A 19596-nucleotide genomic window follows, 5' to 3' on the forward strand; every position below is an offset into this window, starting at 1 on the left:
GCGAGGCGCCCGCGCTGCCTCCGTTCCTGATCCGGGGCAAGCGTGCACCCGCCCGCCGGGGGAGCCGACTGATATTCGGACGCCTGACCAGTCCGGAATCCGGACGTCCAAGGTGAGTCGCCTGCCCGAAGCAACCCGCTCCATCCGATGGGCGCCCCGCCTGGCTTGACCGGGGCGCGCCGATCGGCCGGATCCACCGAATGGCACGGTTGTTGCCTCCTTGCAGATGAGCCGACGCCCGGGATCGAACGATGACCCCGTTCGAACCGGAGCGCGGCTCATCACGACTTCAATCATTGGAGACATCACCATGGAAGGACTTTCGCAAGTCCAGGTCTTGGGCATCGACGCGGGCGGCACGATGACCGACACCTTCTTCGTGCGCGAGGACGGACGGTTTGTCGTCGGCAAGGCGCAAAGCAATCCGGAGGATGAGTCACTCGCGATCTTCAACTCGTCGCAGGACGCGCTCGCGCATTGGCAACGCGACGTCGACGACGTCTATCCGGAACTGGTCACCTGCGTGTATTCCGGCACTGCGATGCTCAACCGCGTCGTGCAGCGCAAGGGGCTCGACGTCGGGTTGCTCGTCAACAAGGGCTTCGAGCACGTGCACCTGATGGGGCGGGCGATCCAGAGCTACCTCGGGTACGCGCTCGAAGAGCGCATCCACCTGAATACGCACCGCTACGACGAGCCGCTCGTGCCGTTGTCGCGAACGCGAGGTGTCACCGAGCGTACGGACGTCCAGGGCGAGATCGTGATTCCGCTGCGGGAAAACGAAGTGCGGCAGGCTACGCGGGAGCTCGTCGCCGCCGGTGCGAAAGCGATCGTCATCTGTTTTCTTCAGTCGCACAAGAACGCCGCGAGCGAGCGCCAGGCGCGGGACATCGTGCGCGACGAGCTGGCTGCGCGCGGCGTCGATCTCCCGGTGTTCGCATCGGTCGACTACTACCCGCAGCGCAAGGAAAGCCACCGGATGAACACGACGGTGCTCGAAGCGTATGCGGCCGAGCCGTCGCGGCAGACGCTCAGGAAAGTCAGCGACCGCTTCCGCAAGCACGGCGCGAAATTCGACCTGCGCGTGATGGCGACGCACGGCGGCACGATCAGCTGGAAAGCGAAGGAACTGGCGCGCACCATCGTGTCGGGGCCGATCGGCGGCGTGATCGGCTCGAAGCTCCTCGGCGAGGCGCTCGGCTACGACAACATCGCATGCTCGGACATCGGCGGCACGTCGTTCGACATGGCGCTCATCACGAAGGGCAAATTCGCGATCGCGTCCGACCCGGACATGGCGCGCCTGGTGCTGTCGCTGCCGCTCGTCACGATGGATTCGGTCGGCGCGGGCGCCGGCAGCTTCGTGCGGCTCGATCCGTACAGCGGGGCCATCAAGCTCGGGCCGGACAGCGCCGGCTATCGCGTCGGCACGTGCTGGCCCGACAGCGGCCTGACGACGGTGTCCGTATCCGATTGCCACGTCGTGCTCGGCTACCTGAACCCGGACAACTTCCTCGGCGGCCAGATCAAGCTCGACGTGAATCGCGCCCGCGAGCACATTCGCGTGCAGATCGCCGAGCCGCTCGGACTCTCCGTGGAGGATGCGGCGGCCGGCGTGATCGAGCTGCTCGACCTGCAACTGCGCGAATACCTGCGCTCGAACGTCAGCGCGAAAGGGTACAACCCGACCGAATTCGTGTGCTTCTCGTATGGCGGCGCGGGGCCGGTTCATACCTATGGCTACACCGAGGGCCTCGGCTTCAAGGATGTCGTCGTGCCGGCGTGGGCGGCGGGCTTCTCGGCATTCGGCTGCGCGTGCGCGGATTTCGAGTATCGCTACGACAAGAGCGTCGATCTCGCGCTGCCGCAGCTCGCGTCCGACGCCGATAAGGCGCAGGCCGCGCAGACGATCCAGAAGGCCTGGGCCGAACTGACCGCCAAGGTGATCGACGAGTTTCGCATCAACGGTTTCGGCGAGCGGGACGTGATATTGCGGCCGGGCTTCCGGATGCAGTACATGGGCCAGCTCAACGACCTCGAAATCGAATCGCCGATCGCGGGCGCGTCCGGTGCGGACGACTGGGACAAGATCGTGACGGCCTTCGAAGAGACCTACGGCCGCGTGTACGCGAGCTCCGCGCGCTCGCCGGAGCTGGGCTTCTCGGTCACGGGCGCGATCATGCGCGGCATGGTCGTCACGCAGAAGCCGGTATTGCCGGAAGACGCCATTGCCGGCCCCACGCCGCCGGCGGACGCGCGTATCGGCACGCGGCGTCTGTATCGGCACAAGCAGTGGCATGACGCGGTGATCTGGCGAATGGAGTCGCTCAAGCCGGGCAACGAGATCGCGGGGCCCGCGATCATCGAATCCGACGCGACGACGTTCGTCGTCCCGAAGGGCTTCGCCACCACGCTCGACAAGCACCGCCTCTTCCATCTCAGCGAAGTCAAGTAAGGAGACATGCGATGAACATGATGTCCAGCCAGGAAGTCGGCTTCGCCGATCTGCTAAAGAACGGCCAGACGCTCAAGCAGTTTCGCGACGGCATTCTCGAGCGCACCGCGCAAACCGGCCATTACAACGGGCTCGAACGGCTCGAGCTGCGCGAGCGCGATCCGATCCGCTACGAGAAGATCTTCTCGAAGCTGCGCGGCGGCCTCGTGCATGCGCGCGAAACGGCCAAGAAGATTGCCGCGAGCCCGATCGTCGAGCAGGAAGGGGAGCTGTGCTTCACGCTCTACAACGCGGCGGGCGATTGCGTGCTCACGTCGACCGGAATCATCATCCACGTCGGCACGATGGGCGCGGCGATCAAGTACATGATCGAAAACAACTGGGAAGCCAATCCGGGCATTCAGCCCGGCGACATGTTCACCAACAACGACTGCTCGATCGGCAACGTCCACCCGTGCGACATCGCAACGATCGTGCCGATTTTCGCGCACGGCAAGCTAGTCGGGTGGGTTGGCGGCGTCACGCACGTGATCGATACCGGCGCGGTGACGCCGGGCTCGATGTCGACGGGCCAGGTGCAGCGTTTCGGCGACGGCTACATGATTACGTGCCGTAAGACAGGGGTGAACGACACGCCGCTGCGCGACTGGCTGCACGAGAGCCAGCGCTCGGTTCGCACGCCGAAGTACTGGATTCTCGACGAGCGAACGCGCATCGCCGGCTGCCACATGATCCGTGATCTGATCGAGGAAGTGATCGACGAGGAGGGCCTCGACGCCTACGAGAAATTCGGCTTCGAGGTGATCGAGGAAGGACGGCGCGGGTTGCAGACGCGCCTCAAGGCGATGACGCTGCCGGGCAAGTATCGCAAGGTCGCGTTCGTCGACGTGCCGTACGACCATCCGGACGTGCAGACGTCGTCGGCGTTTGCGAAGCTCGACTCGATCATGCATTCGCCGGTCGAGATGGAGATCCGCAAGGACGGCTCGTGGCGTCTCGATTTCGAAGGCGCGAGCCGCTGGGGCTGGCACTCGTACAACGCGCACCAGGTCGCGTTCACGAGCGGCATCTGGGTGATGATGACGCAGACGCTGGTGCCGACGCAGCGCATCAACGACGGCGCGTATTTCGGCACCGAATTCCACCTGCCCAAGGGCGCGTGGATGAACCCGGACGACCGCCGCACCGGACACGCTTACGCGTGGCACTTCCTGGTGTCGGGCTGGAGCGCGATGTGGCGCGCCCTGTCGCAGGCGTACTTCAGCCGCGGCTATCTCGAGGAGGTCAACGCGGGGAACGCCAACACGTCGAACTGGCTGCAGGGCGGCGGGATCAACCAGGACGGCGACATCCATGCGGTGAACAGCTTCGAGGCGTCGTCGTGCGGCACCGGCGCGTGCGCGATCAAGGACGGTCTGAATCACGCGGCCGCGATCTGGAACCCCGAAGGCGACATGGGCGACATCGAGATCTGGGAGATGGCCGAGCCGCTGCTGTACCTCGGCCGCAACGTGAAGTCGAATTCGGGCGGCTACGGCAAGTATCGCGGCGGTTGCGGATTCGAGACGCTGCGCATGGTCTGGAAGGCGCAGGACTGGACGATGTTCTTCATGGGCAACGGCTACATGAACAGCGACTGGGGCCTGATGGGCGGCTACCCGCCCGCCACCGGCTATCGTTTCGAAGCGCATCGCACGGGCATCGAGGAGCGCATCGCGCTCGGCGAGAGCCTGCCGCTCGGCGGCGATACGAATCCGGACCTGCCGGATTACGAAAACCACCTGAACGCCGGCGCGGTCGTCAAGCGCGACCAGCAATGCATGACCACGGAGGACTGCTACAGCAACTACGATCTCTACCTGAACTATCTGCGCGGCGGCCCCGGCTTCGGCGATCCGCTCGACCGCGAGATCGACGCGATCGAACGCGATCTCAACAACGCGGTGCTGCTGCCCGAATACGCGCAGAAGGTCTATGGAGCGGTGGCGACGCGGGATGCCAACGGCATCTGGACGGTCGATCCGCAAGCGACCGCGCTGCGGCGCATCGAGATCCGCAACGCGCGTCTCGCGCGCTCGCAACCGACTCGCGAATGGATGAAGGGCGAGCGCGAGCGGATCCTGCTCAAGCATGCATCGACACAGGTGCGGCACATGTTCGCGACGAGCTTCGGCCTGTCGACGAAATTCGAGCAGCAGTTCCGCGCGTTCTGGGAGTTGCCGGACACGTGGACGCTCACCGAGGACGAGCTCGACGTGCCGACCTACGGCTCGAAATTCCGCATGGACCTGTCGAAGATGCCCGACGTCAATACGGTGGTGCTGGTCGAGGAGTGAACCGGACCTGCGCACTATCACCCACATGGAGGACTGGAGATGTCTACCTACACCAAGGAACAGATCAGGAACATGGTCGACGGCAAGCTCGACTGGGACACCACGTTGCGCATGCTGTCGATGCCGAAGGACGGCGAGCGCTTCCGGATGTATGTCGATGCGCTGCAGCAGAAGCTCGGCTGGAAGGACCGCATCGTGTTGCCGCTCGGCCCGCACCTGTACATCGTGCAGCAATGGGCGACGAAGCACTGGGTCACGCAATGCGACTGCGGCCATGTGTTCTGCGATTACCGCGACAACTGGAAACTGCACGCGAACATCTTCGTGCGCGAATCCGAAGAGGCGATGGACGAGGTCTACCCACGCTTGATGGCGCCCGACACGCAATGGCAGGTCTATCGCGAATACTACTGCCCGACCTGCGGCGCGATGCACGACGTCGAGGCGCCCACGCCGTGGTATCCGGTCATTCACGACTTCGAACCCGACATCGATGCGTTCTACGCGGAATGGGTGAAGCTGCCGGTTCCGGAGCGCGTGCAATGATCTGACATTTGACGCTGTCCGCGGGGCTCGGCGTTCGCCGCCTCGCTTCGGCTTCGTTCGCGGGAAGCGTTCGATTTCCGGCCGTTCGATTTTCGAACGGCCGGTTTCTTTTCGGCCAGTGGTTCTCGACGGCGTGCCGAGCCGCGCGACGATGTGCGGGCGACCGCTTGCTGGCGCGCGCATTGCTTGCAGTGGTTGATATCCGGACGGGCGTCGAGGCGCCGGGACGGAGTACGATAGTCGCTACGCTCGCCGCCGGCTGCGGTCGGGCGCCCCCACAAAGTCGACAAAATGGCCGCTGCGACGGCCGTGCGGTTCGTGCCGTCACGACACCGCCAGGAGACAGACATGCAACAGAGAGGCACGCCGATGGACTGGTTTCCCAGTCCACGCCATGACGCGAGCATCATGGCCGCATGGGAGCATCTGGTGACCGGCAGCGAGTGGCGTTCGCCCGACGTACGCGGCGTGGTCGACGATTCGTGGCAGCGCTGTCTCGTCAGCCGCGTCGATCCCGGTGTCGACCGTGCGCCGCCGCCGCTCGATGAAGACGGGCTCGTGCGGTGGCGCACGTCGAACCGTCGCCTCGTCGATGCGAGCCTGCCGCTGATGCAGCACACCCGGGATTTTCTTTCGCAGACGGGCACGGTGATGCTGCTGGCCGATCCGAGCGGGATGATCCTCCAGCAGGAGGGCGACATGCGGATCGTCGAGCCTGCGCGCGAGGTCGGCCTCGTTCCGGGCTGCGAGTGGACCGAGCTGAATTGCGGCACCAATGCGATCGGCACCGCGCTCGCGCTCAGGCAGCCGGTCCAGATCCATGGCGCGGAGCACTTCTGCGCGGGCATCAAGCGCTGGACCTGCTCGGCGACCGTCATCCAGGATCCGCGCGACGGTCACGTATTGGGCGTGATCGACATTTCGGGGCTCGCGCAGACTTACAACCCATACAGCCTTGCGCTCGCGGTATCGCTTGCGGGCCGCATCGAAAGCCGGCTCGCGAAGGAGGGCATGGCGCGCCGCCTGAGCCTGCTCGACCGCTGCGCGTCACGCTTCGGTGCGTCTTCCTCCGATGCGGTGATCGTCGTCGACGAACGCGGCCGACTCGTCAAGGCCAACGCGCAGGTCGTTCCGGTGTTGCGCCGGCTCGGATTCGATATCCGGTGCGACGCGGCGTTCGCGCTGCCCGAACTCGAGCACTACGCGGGCGACGGCCGCCTGTCGGCGAGTGCGCCGGCATGGCTGTCGCGCAGCCACATCGAAACCGTGCGTGACGGTGCGGACGTGCTCGGCTACATGATCGTGACGCCGGGCATCACGAATCCCCGCGGGGCCGTCCCGATCGCGCGCGGACGGGAACGGCACGGCGGCGAGCCGCGAGGGTTCGAGCGTATCGTCGGCGACAGCGCCGCATTGCGGGCGGCCGTGAATCGTGCGCGCCAGCTCGCGCCGTCCAGGGTGCCGGTGCTGCTGCTCGGCGAAACCGGCGTCGGCAAGGAGCTGTTCGCGCAGGGTATCCACCAGGCGAGCGATCGCGCCGACGGTCCGTTCGTTGCGCTCAACTGCGGCGGGTTGTCGAGAGACCTCCTGGCCAGCGAGTTGTTCGGCTACGCGGAAGGCGCATTTACCGGCGCACGCAAGTCCGGTGCGGCGGGCAAGATCGAAGCGGCCGATGGCGGCACGCTGTTTCTCGACGAGATCGGGGAAATGCCGCTCGACATCCAGCCGCACCTGCTGCGCGTGCTGGAGGAGAGCGAAATCTATCGCCTGGGCGAGAATACGCCGCGCAGGGTGAATTTCCGGCTGGTCGCGGCGACGCACCGGGATCTGAAGGACGCCGTCGCGAACGGCCGGTTCCGGATGGATCTGTACTACCGGATCGCGGTCACGACCGTGTCGATACCGAACTTGCGCGAGCGCGGCGAGGACCTGCCGGCGCTGATTGCGCATTGGCTCGGGCATCTGTGCGAGTCGTATGGCCTCTCCCCGAGGTCGTTCGACGACGATGCGTATGCACGCCTGTTGCGCTATCCGTGGCCCGGCAATGTGCGCGAACTGCGGAACGCGATCGAGGGGGCGCTGCTGCTGTCGGACAGCCCGGTGATAAAGGCCGACAAGCTGCCTGCCGAGATCGGCGCGGGGGCGCCGATCGATGCATGCGCCACGCGGGCCGTCGACGCGCTCGCGCCGGATGCGGGCGACTCGTTGAAGATGGCCGAAGCGGAATCGATCCGCCGCGCGCTTGCGCGTCATGCCGGCAATCTGACGAAGGCGGCGAGTCAGCTCGGCATCGCGAAGAGCACGCTCTATGAAAAGATCCGCAAGTACCGCTTGCTCGACGCAGTGAGCGACGTTCGCCGAGGTCACGCGAAGTAAGTCGCGACAGGCCTGGCCGAGCGGCAGGCGGGCAAGCCCGGTTTTTCCGCCGGTCATCTCGTCCTCCCGGGCCGCACGCGCCGTCATTTTGCAAAGAATGACGATGTCGCCGGTCCGGTCGCTCTATGCTCCTTATTTTGCGATAAGACGCCAAGGTCGGCAAAATGGCGCGTGCGCCAGACTGTCGTCCGGGTGCCGCGTGCGTCGTGTAACGATGAGGCGGCGCGGTACTGCATGGTGCCGCACCACTGACCGGGCGGTGCCACCGTGCGATGGCGCGCCGGACGCTGCACGTCGCAATGGGAATCAATCGTCTGCCGGGGGCTGTCCGGTCAGCACAACGACAAGGAAGGGAGGGGCCGGCAATGAGGCTGGACGACGAAAGGGAAAGCGTGAACGTCGAGGATCGACGCGGTGGCGGCGGGTTCGGCGGCGGACGCGCGACGATCGGCATCGGCACGATCGTGGTCGCGCTGGCCGCATCGTATTTCTTCGGGATCGACCCGCGCGTCGTGCTCGAAGGCGCATCGGCGCTGCAGGGCCGCCAGCAGCAGGCGCAGCCCGCGCCCACGCAGCACCAGGGCGCGCCGGCGAACGATCCCGGCGCGGTATTTACGCGCAAGGTGCTCGGCAATATCGAGCGCACGTGGACGGGCGTCTTCAACACCCAGCTGCATGCGCAGTACCAGCCGCCGAAGCTCGTGATGTTCACGAACTCGACGCCGACCGCGTGCGGCACCGGCCAGACCGCGATGGGGCCGTTCTACTGTCCGGGCGATCGCAACGTGTACATCGATCTCGGCTTCTACGACGAACTGCGCAAGCGCTTCGGCGCGGGTGGCGATTTCGCGCAGGCCTACGTGATCGCGCACGAAGTCGGCCATCACGTGCAGAACCTGCTCGGCATTTCCGACAAGGTCGATGCCGCGCGCCGCCGTTCGAGCGAAGCGCGCTCGAACGCGCTGTCGGTGCGGATGGAGCTGCAGGCCGACTGCTTCGCCGGCGTGTGGGCGAACAACGCGCAGCGCGCGAACCAGCGACTGATGGAGCCTGGCGATTTCGAGCAGGGGCTGAAGGCGGCGGCTGCGATCGGCGACGATCGGCTGCAGCAGCAAGGCCAGGGCTATGTCGTGCCGGAGAGCTTCACGCACGGCACCAGCGAGCAGCGCGTGTACTGGCTGCGGCGCGGGATGGAGTCGGGTGAAGTAAGCGCCTGCGACACGTTCGCCGCGAACGCGCACTGACGCGGACCCTGACTGACCGGGCGCGGCGCACACGCTGCCGCGCCGCCGTTTCGCGGCCGCAGGTGCGGCCGCTCCGCGCATTTCGCTGATCATTCCGATTGTGCTCGATCGGCGCGCGAGGTTCCGCGCTACCCTCGGCGTCCATATTCGATCGCACGGCTCGCGGCGCATGCCTCGCGACGCGCGGATTCTGTCGTCGGGACGCGGCCGGCGCGTGCGACGTCTCGCGTCACCCTCGACGTCCATTTTCGACCGCACGGCTCACGGCGCATGCCTTTCGGACGAGGATTCTGTCGTCGGGACACGGCCGGCGCGTGCGACGTCTCGCGCCACCCTCGACAGCCATCATCGTCCGCACGGCGTGCGGCGCATGCCTTCCCGACGCCGACTCCGTTGTCGCGACATGGCCGGCAGCTTCGTCATCCGCCCCCCTGCGGACGAATTGCCGATTTGTGCTCACCGGCCCATTTCGGCGCCGGTAGGCTGGCCCGACCTTCGACGCGTCGGCCGCCGGCCGCTTCCATCATGCCGACCTCATCCGCTTCCGCCGACCACGAAGCCGCCGACTGGCAGCGCGCGCTGCGCGCGTGCGTTGATGCGTTCGACGCGTTTGCGAGCCCGTCCGCGACCGTGTTCTACCGGCTCGACCTGAGCGGCGAGCCGGCCGATTTCGAGCTGTTCGGGATGCCGGAGGCGATGCATCGCACCTACATCGCGCGCTACCGGATGCTCGATCCGCTGCACCCGTCGCGCTGCGCGGCAGGCGAACGTGCGGTCGTGACGCTCGCGTCCCAGTTGCCTGACGAAAGACGCGATGCGTCCGCGTACTGGACCCGTTTCCTGCGGCGGCACGATGTGGCCGACGTCGTCGAGATCTGGCTGCGCGACGACGCGGGCCGCACGGTCGGCGCGTTTTCGCTGCTGCGCTTCGGGACGCGCGACGCGGACGGCAACCGCACGGCGGGCCGGTTCGCACCGGGCGAGATCGACGCGCTGGCACGGCTGCAGCCGGTCGCCGAAGCCGCGCTGGCGCCGCTGCTGCGCGCGCGGCGCGGGATTCATCGGATCGGCTGCGAGGAGCGGTTGACTTATCGCGAGGAGCAGATCGCGCGACTCGTACGCGACGGCCGCTCGAACAAGGAAATCGCACGCGATCTCGCGCTCGGCCAGCCGACCATCAAGACACATCTGATGCGCATGTACCGGAAGCTCGGCGTGTCGAACCGCACCGAGCTGGTCGGCGCGTTGTTCCTGTAGCTTTTCCGCCCCCGCACCCGCATCCGGTCCCACGTCCGCGTCCGCATCCACGTCGCACCGATCGCATCGCACCACGCCATTGATCCGACGATAACGCGACGCTCGCCCGCCGCCATTCCACGTTCCCGAGTCACCCTCGTTCCGGTCCCGCACGCGCTTGCCAATTTGCGCTCACCGGGCGCGATCCCCCGTCGATAAAGTGATTCGACACCCGCATGCCGAAGCGCACGCGGCCCAGTCATGACAATCATCGAGACGCCCATGAGCACCACGAACTTCGTCGCGGTCAGCGACACCGTGCGCACCTTCGTCGCACGCGACTTCGGCCTTTTCATCGACGGCGCCATGCAGCGCGCGCACTCGCCCGCGCGGCTCGACGTGTACGACCCGGCGACGGGCGAGCGGCTCGCGACGGTCGCCGATGCCGACGCGCACGACGTCGACCGTGCGGTCGCGAGCGCAAAGCACGCATTCGACACCCGCGTGTGGAGCGGGCTGCGCCCGGCCGACCGCGAGCGCATCCTGCTGAAGCTCGCCGACCTGATCGAGGCCGACGCCGAAACGCTCGCGCAGCTCGAAACGCTGAACCAGGGCAAGTCGATCCACGTGTCGCGCGCGATCGAGGTCGGCGCGAGTGTCGAATACGTGCGCTACATGGCCGGCTGGGCGACCAAGATCACCGGCCAGACGCTCGACGTGTCGATCCCGTTCCCGCCCGGCTCGCGCTATACGGCCTATACGCGCAAGGAGCCGGTCGGCGTGGTCGCGGCGATCGTGCCGTGGAATTTCCCGCTGATGATCGCGGTGTGGAAGCTGATACCGGCGCTCGCGGCCGGCTGCACGATCGTGCTGAAGCCGTCGCCGGAAACGCCGCTCACCGCGCTGCGCCTCGCCGAACTCGCCCTCGACGCCGGCGTGCCGCCCGGCGTGTTCAACGTCGTCACCGGCGGCCGCACGTGCGGCGCCGCGCTGTCGAGCCACCCGTCGATCGCGAAGATCTCGTTCACGGGTTCGACCGCGACCGGCAAGCTGGTCGGCGCGGCGGCCGTGCAGAACATGACGCGCTTCTCGCTCGAGCTCGGCGGCAAGAACCCGATCGTGATGCTCGACGACGTCGACGTCGCGCAGGCGCTCGACGGCGTCGCCGCCGGCGCGTTCTTCAACCAGGGACAGGTGTGCGCGGCCGCATCGCGCATTTACGTCCATCGCAGCAAATTCGGGCAGCTCGCGGACGGCCTCGCGGGCGTCGCGCAGTCGATGAAGCTCGGCGCGGGGCTCGATACCACCGCGCAGATCAACCCGCTCGTCTCCGCGCACCATCGCGACAAGGTCGTCCAGCACATCGAAGGCGCGCGCCGCGCGGGCCTCACGTTCCTCGCGGGCGGCACGCCGGCCGACGACCTGCCCGGCTACTACGTGAAGCCGGCCGTGATCGCCGATCCGCATCCGGACAGCGCGATCGTGCGCGACGAAGTGTTCGGCCCGGTGATCGTCGTGGTGCCGTTCGACGATGCGGCCGACGCCGTGCGACTCGCGAACGCGTCGCCGTACGGCCTCGCCGCGAGCATCTGGAGCAACGACCTGAAGCGCGTGATGAACCTCGTGCCGCAGATCGAGGCCGGCACCGTGTGGGTGAACTGTCACATTCCCCTCGACCCGTCGATGCCGTTCGGCGGCTACAAGCAATCGGGCATCGGCCGCGAGTTCGGCCAGTACGCGATCGAAGGCTTCACCGAAACCAAATCCGTCTGCATCGCGCACTGACGCGCGGCGCCTGCTCCGAACACCACGAACCCGCGAACACCCCGAAAACCTCGAACCTCGACCACCGACAGTCGAGGTTCAAACGATCCGAAAGTGGAGATTGCAATGAGCTACAACGAAGCGAAGTTCTGGCACCCGATGCTGCACCCGAACGAAATGAAACAGCGCAAGCCGATCCGCATCGTGCGCGGCGACGGCTGCTACGTGTTCGACGAAACCGGCAAGCAGCTGGTCGACGGCGTCGCGGGCCTGTGGAACGTGAACGTCGGGCACAACCGCCAGGAAGTGAAGGATGCGATCGTGCGCCAGCTCGACGAACTCGAATACTTCCAGTTGTTCGACGGCATCTCGCATCCGCGCGCGGAAGAGCTGTCGAAGAAGCTGATCGACATGCTGGAGCCGGAAGGGATGCGCCGCGTGCTGTACAGCTCGGGCGGCTCGGACTCGATCGAGACCGCGCTGAAGATCGCGCGCCAGTACTGGAAGGTGCGCGGCCAGGCCGACCGCACCAAGTTCATCTCGTTGAAGCAGGGCTATCACGGCACGCACTTCGGCGGCGCGTCGGTGAACGGCAACACGGTGTTCCGCCGCAATTACGAGCCGAACCTGCCCGGCTGTTTCCACGTCGAGACGCCGTGGCTGTACCGCAACCCGTTCACGCAGGATCCGGAGGAACTCGGGCGGATCTGCGCGGAAATGCTGGAGCGCGAGATCCAGTTCCAGAGCCCCGACACGGTCGCCGCGTTCATCGCCGAGCCGGTGCAGGGCGCGGGCGGCGTGATCGTGCCGCCGGCCAACTACTGGCCGCTCGTGCGCGAGGTGTGCGACCGCTACGGCGTGCTGCTGATCGCCGACGAAGTCGTGACCGGCTTTGGCCGCAGCGGCAGCCTGTTCGGTAGCCGCGGCTGGGGCGTGCGCCCCGACATCATGTGTCTCGCGAAGGGGATCTCGTCCGGCTACGTGCCGCTCGGCGCGACGGCCGTGAACGCGCGGATCGAGGATGCGTTCGCCGCGAACGCGGACTTCGGCGGCGCGATCATGCACGGCTACACGTACGCAGGGCACCCGGTCGCCTGCGCGGCCGCGATCGCGAGCCTCGACATCGTCGTGAAGGAAGACCTGCCGGCGAACGCGGCGAAGCAGGGCGCGTATCTGCTCGAAGCGCTGCAGTCGTTCCCGGAACGCTTCGCGGCGGTCGGCGAGGTGCGCGGCAAGGGGCTGATGCTCGCGCTCGATCTCGTCGCGAACAAGCAGACCCGCGAGCCGATCGACCCGCTGTCCGGCTATGCGAACGCGGTTGCGGAAGTGGCGCGCGAGCACGGCGTGCTGGTGCGGCCGGTCGGCACGAAGATCATCCTGTCGCCGCCGCTCGTGATCCAGCGCGAGCAGCTCGACCGGATCGTCGACGCGCTCGCGGCAGGCTTCGAGGCCGTGCCGTTCGCATGAGGCCGTGACGGCATGAGCGCATGACGCCGAACCGGCGGTGGAGGGCGGGATAACCCGTTCGCCACCGCCGGTTTGCCGATTTGCGCTATGACCGGATTATTTTGCCTGCGTATTTTTTCGACATCGGATCAGGTTTGGATCGACAGGGGCCCGGGTGCCGGCGCTTAGGCGCCGCCCCGGGCCGACCGCGAAGCATGGCTCGGAGCGGGCGCCACAGCGCCGGTTCCGGCCCGAAAAGGGAAGGAGACGAAGATGTCGGGATGGTCTGGAATGACCGGCGCAGCGGGCGATACGCCCGCCGGTGCGTCGGCTGAAGCGGGCGGCGGCACGGTGCTGAAGGCCGGTGCGGTCGGGTTTCCGACTGCGCTGGCGAGCGCCGTCGGCCTCATCATGGCGAGCCCGGTGATTCTCACCGCGACCTCGGGCTTCGGGATGGGCGGCTGGGCGTTCGCGGTCGCGATGATCATCGCGTTCGTGATGATGCAGGCGCAGGCCACGACGTTCTCCGAAGCCGCCGCGATGCTGCCGACGGCCGGCTCGGTTTACGATTACCTGTCATGCGGGCTCGGCCGCTTCTGGGCGATCACCGGCACGATTTCCGCGTATTTCCTCGTGCACGTGTTCGCCGGCACGGCGGAGACGATCCTGAGCGGCATCATGGCGCTCGTGAACTTCGAATCGCTGAACGCCGCGCTCGAGAAGCACAACAGCTCGTGGCTCGTCGGCGTCGGCCTCGTGGTCACGTTCGCGATCACCAACATCATCGGCATCAAGGTATTCAGCAAGCTCGAGATCGTGCTGACGGCCGGCATGTGGCTGTCGCTGATGATCTTCGGCATCCTCGGCCTCGCGGCCGCGCCGGCCGTGCATCTCGACGGCTGGTTCGGCGGCTCGGAAGTCGGCACGTCGGTGCCGGCCGTGCTGTCGCTGGTCGGGATGGCGATGTTCATGTTCGTCGGCTGCGAGTTCGTCACGCCGCTGGCGCCCGAAATGAAGGCGCCGGGCCGCACGATTCCGCGCGCGATGGCGCTCGGCCTCGTCGGCGTCGCGATCTGCATGTTCCTGTACGGCGCGGCGATCCGGCGCCAGGTCGCGAACGTGCCGGTGAGCCCGGACGGCCTTACGCACCTGCTCGACACGCCGGGCGCGATTCCCGCGTTCGCGCTGCAGGTGCTCGGGCCCTTGGGCCGCATCTGGTTCGGCATCGCGTTCCTGTGCGCGGGCGCCGCGACGATCAACACGCTGATGGCCGGGCTGCCGCGCATCCTGTACGGGATGGCGATCGACGGCGCGCTGCCGCGCTGCTTCGCGTATCTGCATCCGCGCTTCAAGACGCCGGTGGTCGGCATCGTCGCGGCGGCGGTCGTGCCGATCTTCCATGCGTGGCTGATCAACGGCAATCTCGACAGCATCCTGCATCTCGTGCTCGCCGCGACCTGCGCATGGGGCACCGCCTACCTGCTCGTGACCGCGTCGGTCGTGATGCTGCGCATCCGCCGCCCGGACCTGCCGCGCCCGTACCGTTCGCCGCTGTTTCCGCTGCCGCAGATCGTGTCGAGCGTCGGCATCGTGCTCGCGATCTGGTACATCACGCCGCCCGGCATGAACGCGCGCGACATCTACGTGCCGTTCGGCGTGATGCTTGGGCTCACCGCGCTGTACGCGCTGTTCTGGACGCTCGTCGTGCAGCGCCGGCATCCGTTCAGGCCGGTGCCGGTCGAGGAAGTGCTGCGCAACGAGCACGTCGCATCGTGAAGGCCGCGCTCGCCCGCTGGCGCGCGGCGCCCGACGCACCGCCGCCCGGCCACCGGCCCGGCGCGATCGCCGCGCGCGTGCTCGCCGACCTCGGTGCGGTGCGCGACGCGAACGGCGGCGCGGCCGAAATCCTGGCCCGGCTGCCGAACGGCGTGCGCGTGAGCGTCGAAGAGCGCGTCGACCGGCAATTCCTGATGCATACGGTCAGCGTGCAGGTGTCGATCAGCGCCGACGGCCCGGCCGGGCAGGGTCTTGCGCGCGTGCTGCAGACCGGCTGGCTGCGGCGCACCGGCATCGCGGCCGCGCCCGAGCCGGGAAGCGACCCCGGCTTCGCGCGGACGGTGGCCGCACTCGCCGCGCAGCCGTCGCTCGCCGGCGCGCTGCGCCCGCTGCACCTGACCGACTGTACGATCGCCGCACGCGACGGCCGCTGGACGCTCGCCGTCGTGCCGTTCGGCGGCAGCGAGGTCGTGAACCGGATGCCGTCGTTTCGCCGCTACGTGCGCGTGACCGGCGAGCAGGCCGCCGCGCTGTCGGCGGCCTGTCTTGCATTCGAAACTGCACTGCGCGGAATTTTGCGGGAGTAAGCTGTGGCGCTGCGCGCCGCGCGGCCGCAGCGTGGAATCAGGGTTTTACCGGAGATGCCGATGCTGTTCCAGTCACGCTCACACGAAGACGTGCATGACCACGGGCTCGCGATCGCGGGTTGGCATCAGGTCTACCGCCAGATGACGCCGGGCCGCTTCAGGGGCACCGTCACGCAGGTGCTGTACGACGACTTCCATTTCTTCCGCGAGACGACCAACCGGCGTGTCGCGCAAACCGGCCTCGCACCGGCCGGGCGCACGTCGCTCGCGGTGCCGCTGTCGGTGCCGCTCGCCGGCACGTTCCAGAGCCAGCCGGTCGACGGCTATGCGCTGCTCGCGCTGCGCGCCGGCGAGGATTTCGAATTCCATACGCCGGAAGGGATGGGGCTGGTCGGGATCAGCGCGGCGTCGGACATGGTCGACGAGCTCTGCGAGGCCGAATTCGGTGCGGCCGGCGCGCGCAAGCTGCGGCACGTCACGCGGCTGTCGGACGCGCAAGGCGTCGCGCTCGGCGCGCGGCTGTCGTCGCTGATCGACGACGCGCAGCGCAACCCCGGCTGCCTCGAATACGCGGCCACCCGCAAGATGTTCCGCGACACGATGCTCGGCATGTTCCTCGATGCGCTCGAGCAGGGCATCGGCGTCGAGCGCCGCGACATCACGCACGCCACCTACAGCGATATCGTCAGCCGTTGCGAGAAACACCTGCGCGACCGGCCCGAGGAACCCGTCACCGTGCTCGAGCTGTGCCGCGCGCTGCGCTGCAGCCGCCGCACGCTGCAGACGAGCTTCCAGCGCGTCGCCGACGTCACGCCCGTCGGCTATCTGCGCACGATCCGGCTGAACGCGGTGCGGCGCCTGCTGCGCACGACGTCCGCGCATCAGCTCGGCGTCGGCGAGGCCGCAGCAAGCTGGGGCTTCACGCATCTCGGCTATTTCGCGCGCGAGTATCGCGACCTGTTCGGCGAGCTGCCGTCGCAAACCTTGCGCCCCGAATGACGTCTTCGCACCGCGACGGTGCCGCCGGGCGTCGCCGCGTGCCGCCCGTTCCGTTCGCTTCACCATTTGCTGATTTGGGATAGGGGTCCTGAATTTTCGCTGGATAGAGTCCTGTCACCGATATCGACAACACCATCGATTTGCACTGCGAATCGATGACAACAGAGGGACGGGACATGAAGATCGGACGAAGACTGGCCGCGGCCGCGGCCACGCTGGGTTGCATGCACGCGCACGCGCAGACCTCCGGCAGCGTGACGCTGTACGGCACCGTGGACACCGGCATCATCTATTCGACGAACCAGCAGTTCACGCGCGCCGACGGCAGCACGGGCGGCGGCCATGCATGGCAGATGGGCGGCGGCAACCTCGTGCCGTCCCGCTTCGGATTTCAGGGTGCCGAGCCGCTCGGCGGCGGGCTCGACGCGGTGTTTTCGCTCGAGCAGCAGTTCCTGTCCGCGAACGGGCAGGCGCTGCAGGGCGGCACCGCGTTCAGCCGGCAGGCGTGGGTCGGGCTGCGCCAGGAGGCGATCGGCACGCTCGGCCTCGGCCGGCAATATGACTCGTACACGGACATGCTCGGCGCCTATGTATCGAGCAACAACTGGGCGACGCCGTACGGCTCGCACCTCGGCGATGTCGACAACCTGAACGCCGCGTTCAACTTCAACAACGCGGTGAAGTTCACCAGCGCGGATTTCAACGGCCTGACGTTCGGCGGCACGTTCAGCTTCGGCGGCCAGGCCGGCGACTTTTCCGCGAAGCGCGGCTATGCGGTCGCCGCGACCTACACGCGTGCGCCGGTCGCGTTCTCGGTCGGCTATCTCGACCTGCACCAGCCGCTCGACGCGGCGCTCGGCGGCGCGAGCGGCTATATCGGCGACTTCGCGTGCAGCAACCCGGGCGCGATGTACTGCCTGCTGCAGGACGCCGGCTCGATGCGCGCGTTCGGCGCGGGCGGCTCGGTGACGCTCGGCGCGGCGACGGTCGCGCTGACCTACACGCACACGCGCCTCGGCGACAGCCGCTATTTCTCGACCGGCGCGCAGCCGCGCACGCAAGCGTTCACGTTCGACATCGGCGAGCTGAACGTCACGTACATGTTCACGCCCGCGCTGCAGGGCGGCGTCGCGTACATCTTCAACGCCGCGCACACGGACGGCCGCGGCACGACGCGCTTTCACCAGGTCAACGTCGGCACGAACTACAGCCTGTCGAAGCGAACCGCGCTGTATGCGGTCGCGATCGGCCAGATCGCGAGCGGCACGGGGCTCGGCACCGACGCGAACGGCAATGCGGTGAACTACGCGCAGATTCCGGTGCTCGCGAACAGCAATTCGAGCCGGCAGCTCGCGGTGATGGCCGGGATTCGCGTGAACTTCTGACGGCACGCACACGACGGCACGGGCGGCGGGCGGGGCGGGCGGCCGCACCGTCGGCCGCTTTCGCCGCGTGCCACAAATTCTTAACGATCGACGTGAACAATGGCGTTCGCTTCAGGCCGCCCGAAGCGTCGCCCGCGTTGCACACGTGTGCAACGCCCGGCGGCTCGCCACCACGCCGATCGAGAGAGACCACATGACCCTGCTGAGCCGCCTGCGCGGGCTGTCCGCCGCCGTTGCGCTGTCCGTTGCCGCCTCGCACGCCTTCGCGGCGGACCTCGTCATCGCGGGCCGCGACGACATCTACGGCAAGGGGCTGGCCGACGCCGTCGCCGGCTTCACCAAGCTGCATCCGGGCACCGACATCGAGTTGCTCAAGCTGCCGAACGCGAACCTGTACCAGAAGCTGAAGCTGTCGATGCGCGAAGGCACCGGCACGTACGACCTCGTGATGATGGACGATACGTGGGCACCCGAATTCATCGGCAACGGCTGGCTGAAGCCGCTGCCGGCAGCGCTCGCCGACGCCGATCTCGTGCCGTCCGCGGTCGCGCTCGGCCGCAACGCGGCGGGCGCGCTGTACGCGCTGCCGATCGTCGGCAACGTCGAGATGTTCGCGTACCGGAAGGACCTGCTCGCGAAGTACCAGCTGCAGCCGCCGCGCAACTGGGACGACGTGCTGAAGATCGCGCAGACCATTGGCGGCGCGGACAAGAGCGTGTCGGGCGTCGTGTTCCGCGGCACCAAGGGCAACCCGGTCGTGACGGGCTTCCTGCCGATCCTGTGGGCCTACGGCGGCGACGTGTTCGACCGTGCCGGCAACGTGACGATCGATTCGCGCGAGTCGCAGGCCGCGCTCAAGACTTTCCTTGCGCTGAAGACCGCCGCGCCGAAGGACGTCGACGTATACGGCGCCGCCGAGGTGCGCGACGCACTGCAGCGCGGCACGGCCGCGCAGTCGATCGAGGTGTGGCCGGCGTGGATCCCGGCGCTCGACGATCCGAAGCAGTCGCGCGTGGTCGGGCAGATCGCGCTGCAGCCGCCGCCCGGGCAGACGGCCGGCCCGGCGCCGATGCTCGGCATCTGGCAGATGGGCATTCCGAAGGATGCGCCGCACGCGAAGCTCGCGCAGGATTTCCTGGCCTACCTGAGCTCGCGCGACACGCAAACGCGTCTCGCCGGGATCGGCATTCCGCCGACGCGCCGCAGCGTGTTCGCCGATCCGGCGCTGGTGCGCCAGTACCGCTGGTACCCCGATCAGCTGAAGGCGCTCGAGGCCGGCCGTGCGCGGCCGCGCGTGAAGGACTGGCAGCAGGTCGAGAGCATTCTCGGCGACCAGCTGCAGCTCGCGCTGACCGGGCAGGCCGCTCCCGACGCCGCGCTGCGCCAGGCGCAGCAGAAGATCGCGCAGGCGATGGCCGCGGCCGGCAAGTGACGGCACGCCGCCAC

13 protein-coding genes are annotated in these 19596 nt (G+C 67.5%); all 13 read left to right on the top strand.

From position 1 onward, the window contains the following. Positions 1-310: 310 nt before the first annotated feature. The 13 genes from NQV17_RS04830 to NQV17_RS04890 all read left to right on the top strand — a co-directional run bounded on the left by NQV17_RS04830 (position 311) and on the right by NQV17_RS04890 (position 19582). Positions 311-2455, top strand: a complete 2145-nt coding sequence (locus NQV17_RS04830; RefSeq protein WP_193759819.1) for a hydantoinase/oxoprolinase family protein — start codon at positions 311-313, stop codon at positions 2453-2455. An 11-nt stretch (positions 2456-2466) separates the two neighbouring features. Continuing rightward, complete coding sequence (locus tag NQV17_RS04835) at positions 2467-4791, top strand: hydantoinase B/oxoprolinase family protein (RefSeq protein ID WP_124668155.1); 2325 nt, start codon at positions 2467-2469, stop codon at positions 4789-4791. A gap of 39 nt (positions 4792-4830) precedes the next feature. Then, positions 4831-5337, top strand: coding sequence for an acetone carboxylase subunit gamma (locus tag NQV17_RS04840; protein WP_034180969.1), 507 nt, complete (start codon positions 4831-4833; stop codon positions 5335-5337). A gap of 348 nt (positions 5338-5685) precedes the next feature. Further along, the gene (locus NQV17_RS04845; protein ID WP_257769385.1) at positions 5686-7713 is read left to right on the top strand and encodes a sigma-54-dependent Fis family transcriptional regulator; all 2028 of its coding nucleotides are present in this window, start codon (positions 5686-5688) and stop codon (positions 7711-7713) included. 365 nt (positions 7714-8078) lie between these two features. After that, positions 8079-8957, top strand: a complete 879-nt coding sequence (locus NQV17_RS04850) for a neutral zinc metallopeptidase (protein WP_257769396.1) — start codon at positions 8079-8081, stop codon at positions 8955-8957. 525 nt (positions 8958-9482) lie between these two features. Then, positions 9483-10214: a LuxR C-terminal-related transcriptional regulator gene (locus NQV17_RS04855; RefSeq protein ID WP_257769398.1), complete on the top strand. Its 732-nt coding sequence runs from the start codon at positions 9483-9485 to the stop codon at positions 10212-10214. A gap of 261 nt (positions 10215-10475) precedes the next feature. Then, on the top strand, positions 10476-11978 hold the full coding sequence (locus NQV17_RS04860) for an aldehyde dehydrogenase family protein (protein WP_257769400.1): 1503 nt from the start codon (positions 10476-10478) through the stop codon (positions 11976-11978). Positions 11979-12083: 105 nt separating this feature from the next. After that, positions 12084-13424 carry an aspartate aminotransferase family protein gene (locus tag NQV17_RS04865; RefSeq protein WP_257769402.1) on the top strand — a complete coding sequence of 447 codons (1341 nt, stop codon included), beginning with the start codon at positions 12084-12086 and terminating at the stop codon, positions 13422-13424. Positions 13425-13676: 252 nt separating this feature from the next. Next, positions 13677-15179, top strand: a complete 1503-nt coding sequence (locus NQV17_RS04870; RefSeq protein ID WP_257769404.1) for an APC family permease — start codon at positions 13677-13679, stop codon at positions 15177-15179. Next, the gene (locus NQV17_RS04875) at positions 15176-15766 is read left to right on the top strand and encodes a DUF3156 family protein (protein ID WP_257769407.1); all 591 of its coding nucleotides are present in this window, start codon (positions 15176-15178) and stop codon (positions 15764-15766) included. The genes NQV17_RS04870 and NQV17_RS04875 overlap by 4 nt, the downstream gene beginning before the upstream one ends. 60 nt (positions 15767-15826) lie before the next feature. Continuing rightward, complete coding sequence (locus NQV17_RS04880) at positions 15827-16765, top strand: helix-turn-helix domain-containing protein (RefSeq protein WP_044846726.1); 939 nt, start codon at positions 15827-15829, stop codon at positions 16763-16765. Positions 16766-16941: 176 nt separating this feature from the next. Beyond that, a complete protein-coding gene (locus NQV17_RS04885; protein ID WP_257769418.1) occupies positions 16942-18150 on the top strand; it encodes a porin in 1209 nt (402 codons plus the stop codon). Between the two features lie 193 nt (positions 18151-18343). Then, on the top strand, positions 18344-19582 hold the full coding sequence (locus NQV17_RS04890; protein WP_257769420.1) for an ABC transporter substrate-binding protein: 1239 nt from the start codon (positions 18344-18346) through the stop codon (positions 19580-19582). Positions 19583-19596: the final 14 nt, after the last annotated feature.

The sequence above is a fragment of the Burkholderia sp. SCN-KJ genome (assembly GCF_024656005.1).
Taxonomy (GTDB): domain Bacteria; phylum Pseudomonadota; class Gammaproteobacteria; order Burkholderiales; family Burkholderiaceae; genus Burkholderia.

Coding starts and splice junctions, on each gene's coding strand:
- NQV17_RS04830 (WP_193759819.1), top strand. CDS start 311: ATGGAAGGACTTTCGCAAGTCCAGGTCTTGGGCATCGACGCGGGCGGC.
- NQV17_RS04845 (WP_257769385.1), top strand. CDS start 5,686: ATGCAACAGAGAGGCACGCCGATGGACTGGTTTCCCAGTCCACGCCAT.
- NQV17_RS04880 (WP_044846726.1), top strand. CDS start 15,827: ATGCTGTTCCAGTCACGCTCACACGAAGACGTGCATGACCACGGGCTC.
- NQV17_RS04870 (WP_257769404.1), top strand. CDS start 13,677: ATGTCGGGATGGTCTGGAATGACCGGCGCAGCGGGCGATACGCCCGCC.
- NQV17_RS04840 (WP_034180969.1), top strand. CDS start 4,831: ATGTCTACCTACACCAAGGAACAGATCAGGAACATGGTCGACGGCAAG.
- NQV17_RS04860 (WP_257769400.1), top strand. CDS start 10,476: ATGAGCACCACGAACTTCGTCGCGGTCAGCGACACCGTGCGCACCTTC.
- NQV17_RS04850 (WP_257769396.1), top strand. CDS start 8,079: ATGAGGCTGGACGACGAAAGGGAAAGCGTGAACGTCGAGGATCGACGC.
- NQV17_RS04835 (WP_124668155.1), top strand. CDS start 2,467: ATGAACATGATGTCCAGCCAGGAAGTCGGCTTCGCCGATCTGCTAAAG.
- NQV17_RS04865 (WP_257769402.1), top strand. CDS start 12,084: ATGAGCTACAACGAAGCGAAGTTCTGGCACCCGATGCTGCACCCGAAC.
- NQV17_RS04855 (WP_257769398.1), top strand. CDS start 9,483: ATGCCGACCTCATCCGCTTCCGCCGACCACGAAGCCGCCGACTGGCAG.
- NQV17_RS04890 (WP_257769420.1), top strand. CDS start 18,344: ATGACCCTGCTGAGCCGCCTGCGCGGGCTGTCCGCCGCCGTTGCGCTG.
- NQV17_RS04885 (WP_257769418.1), top strand. CDS start 16,942: ATGAAGATCGGACGAAGACTGGCCGCGGCCGCGGCCACGCTGGGTTGC.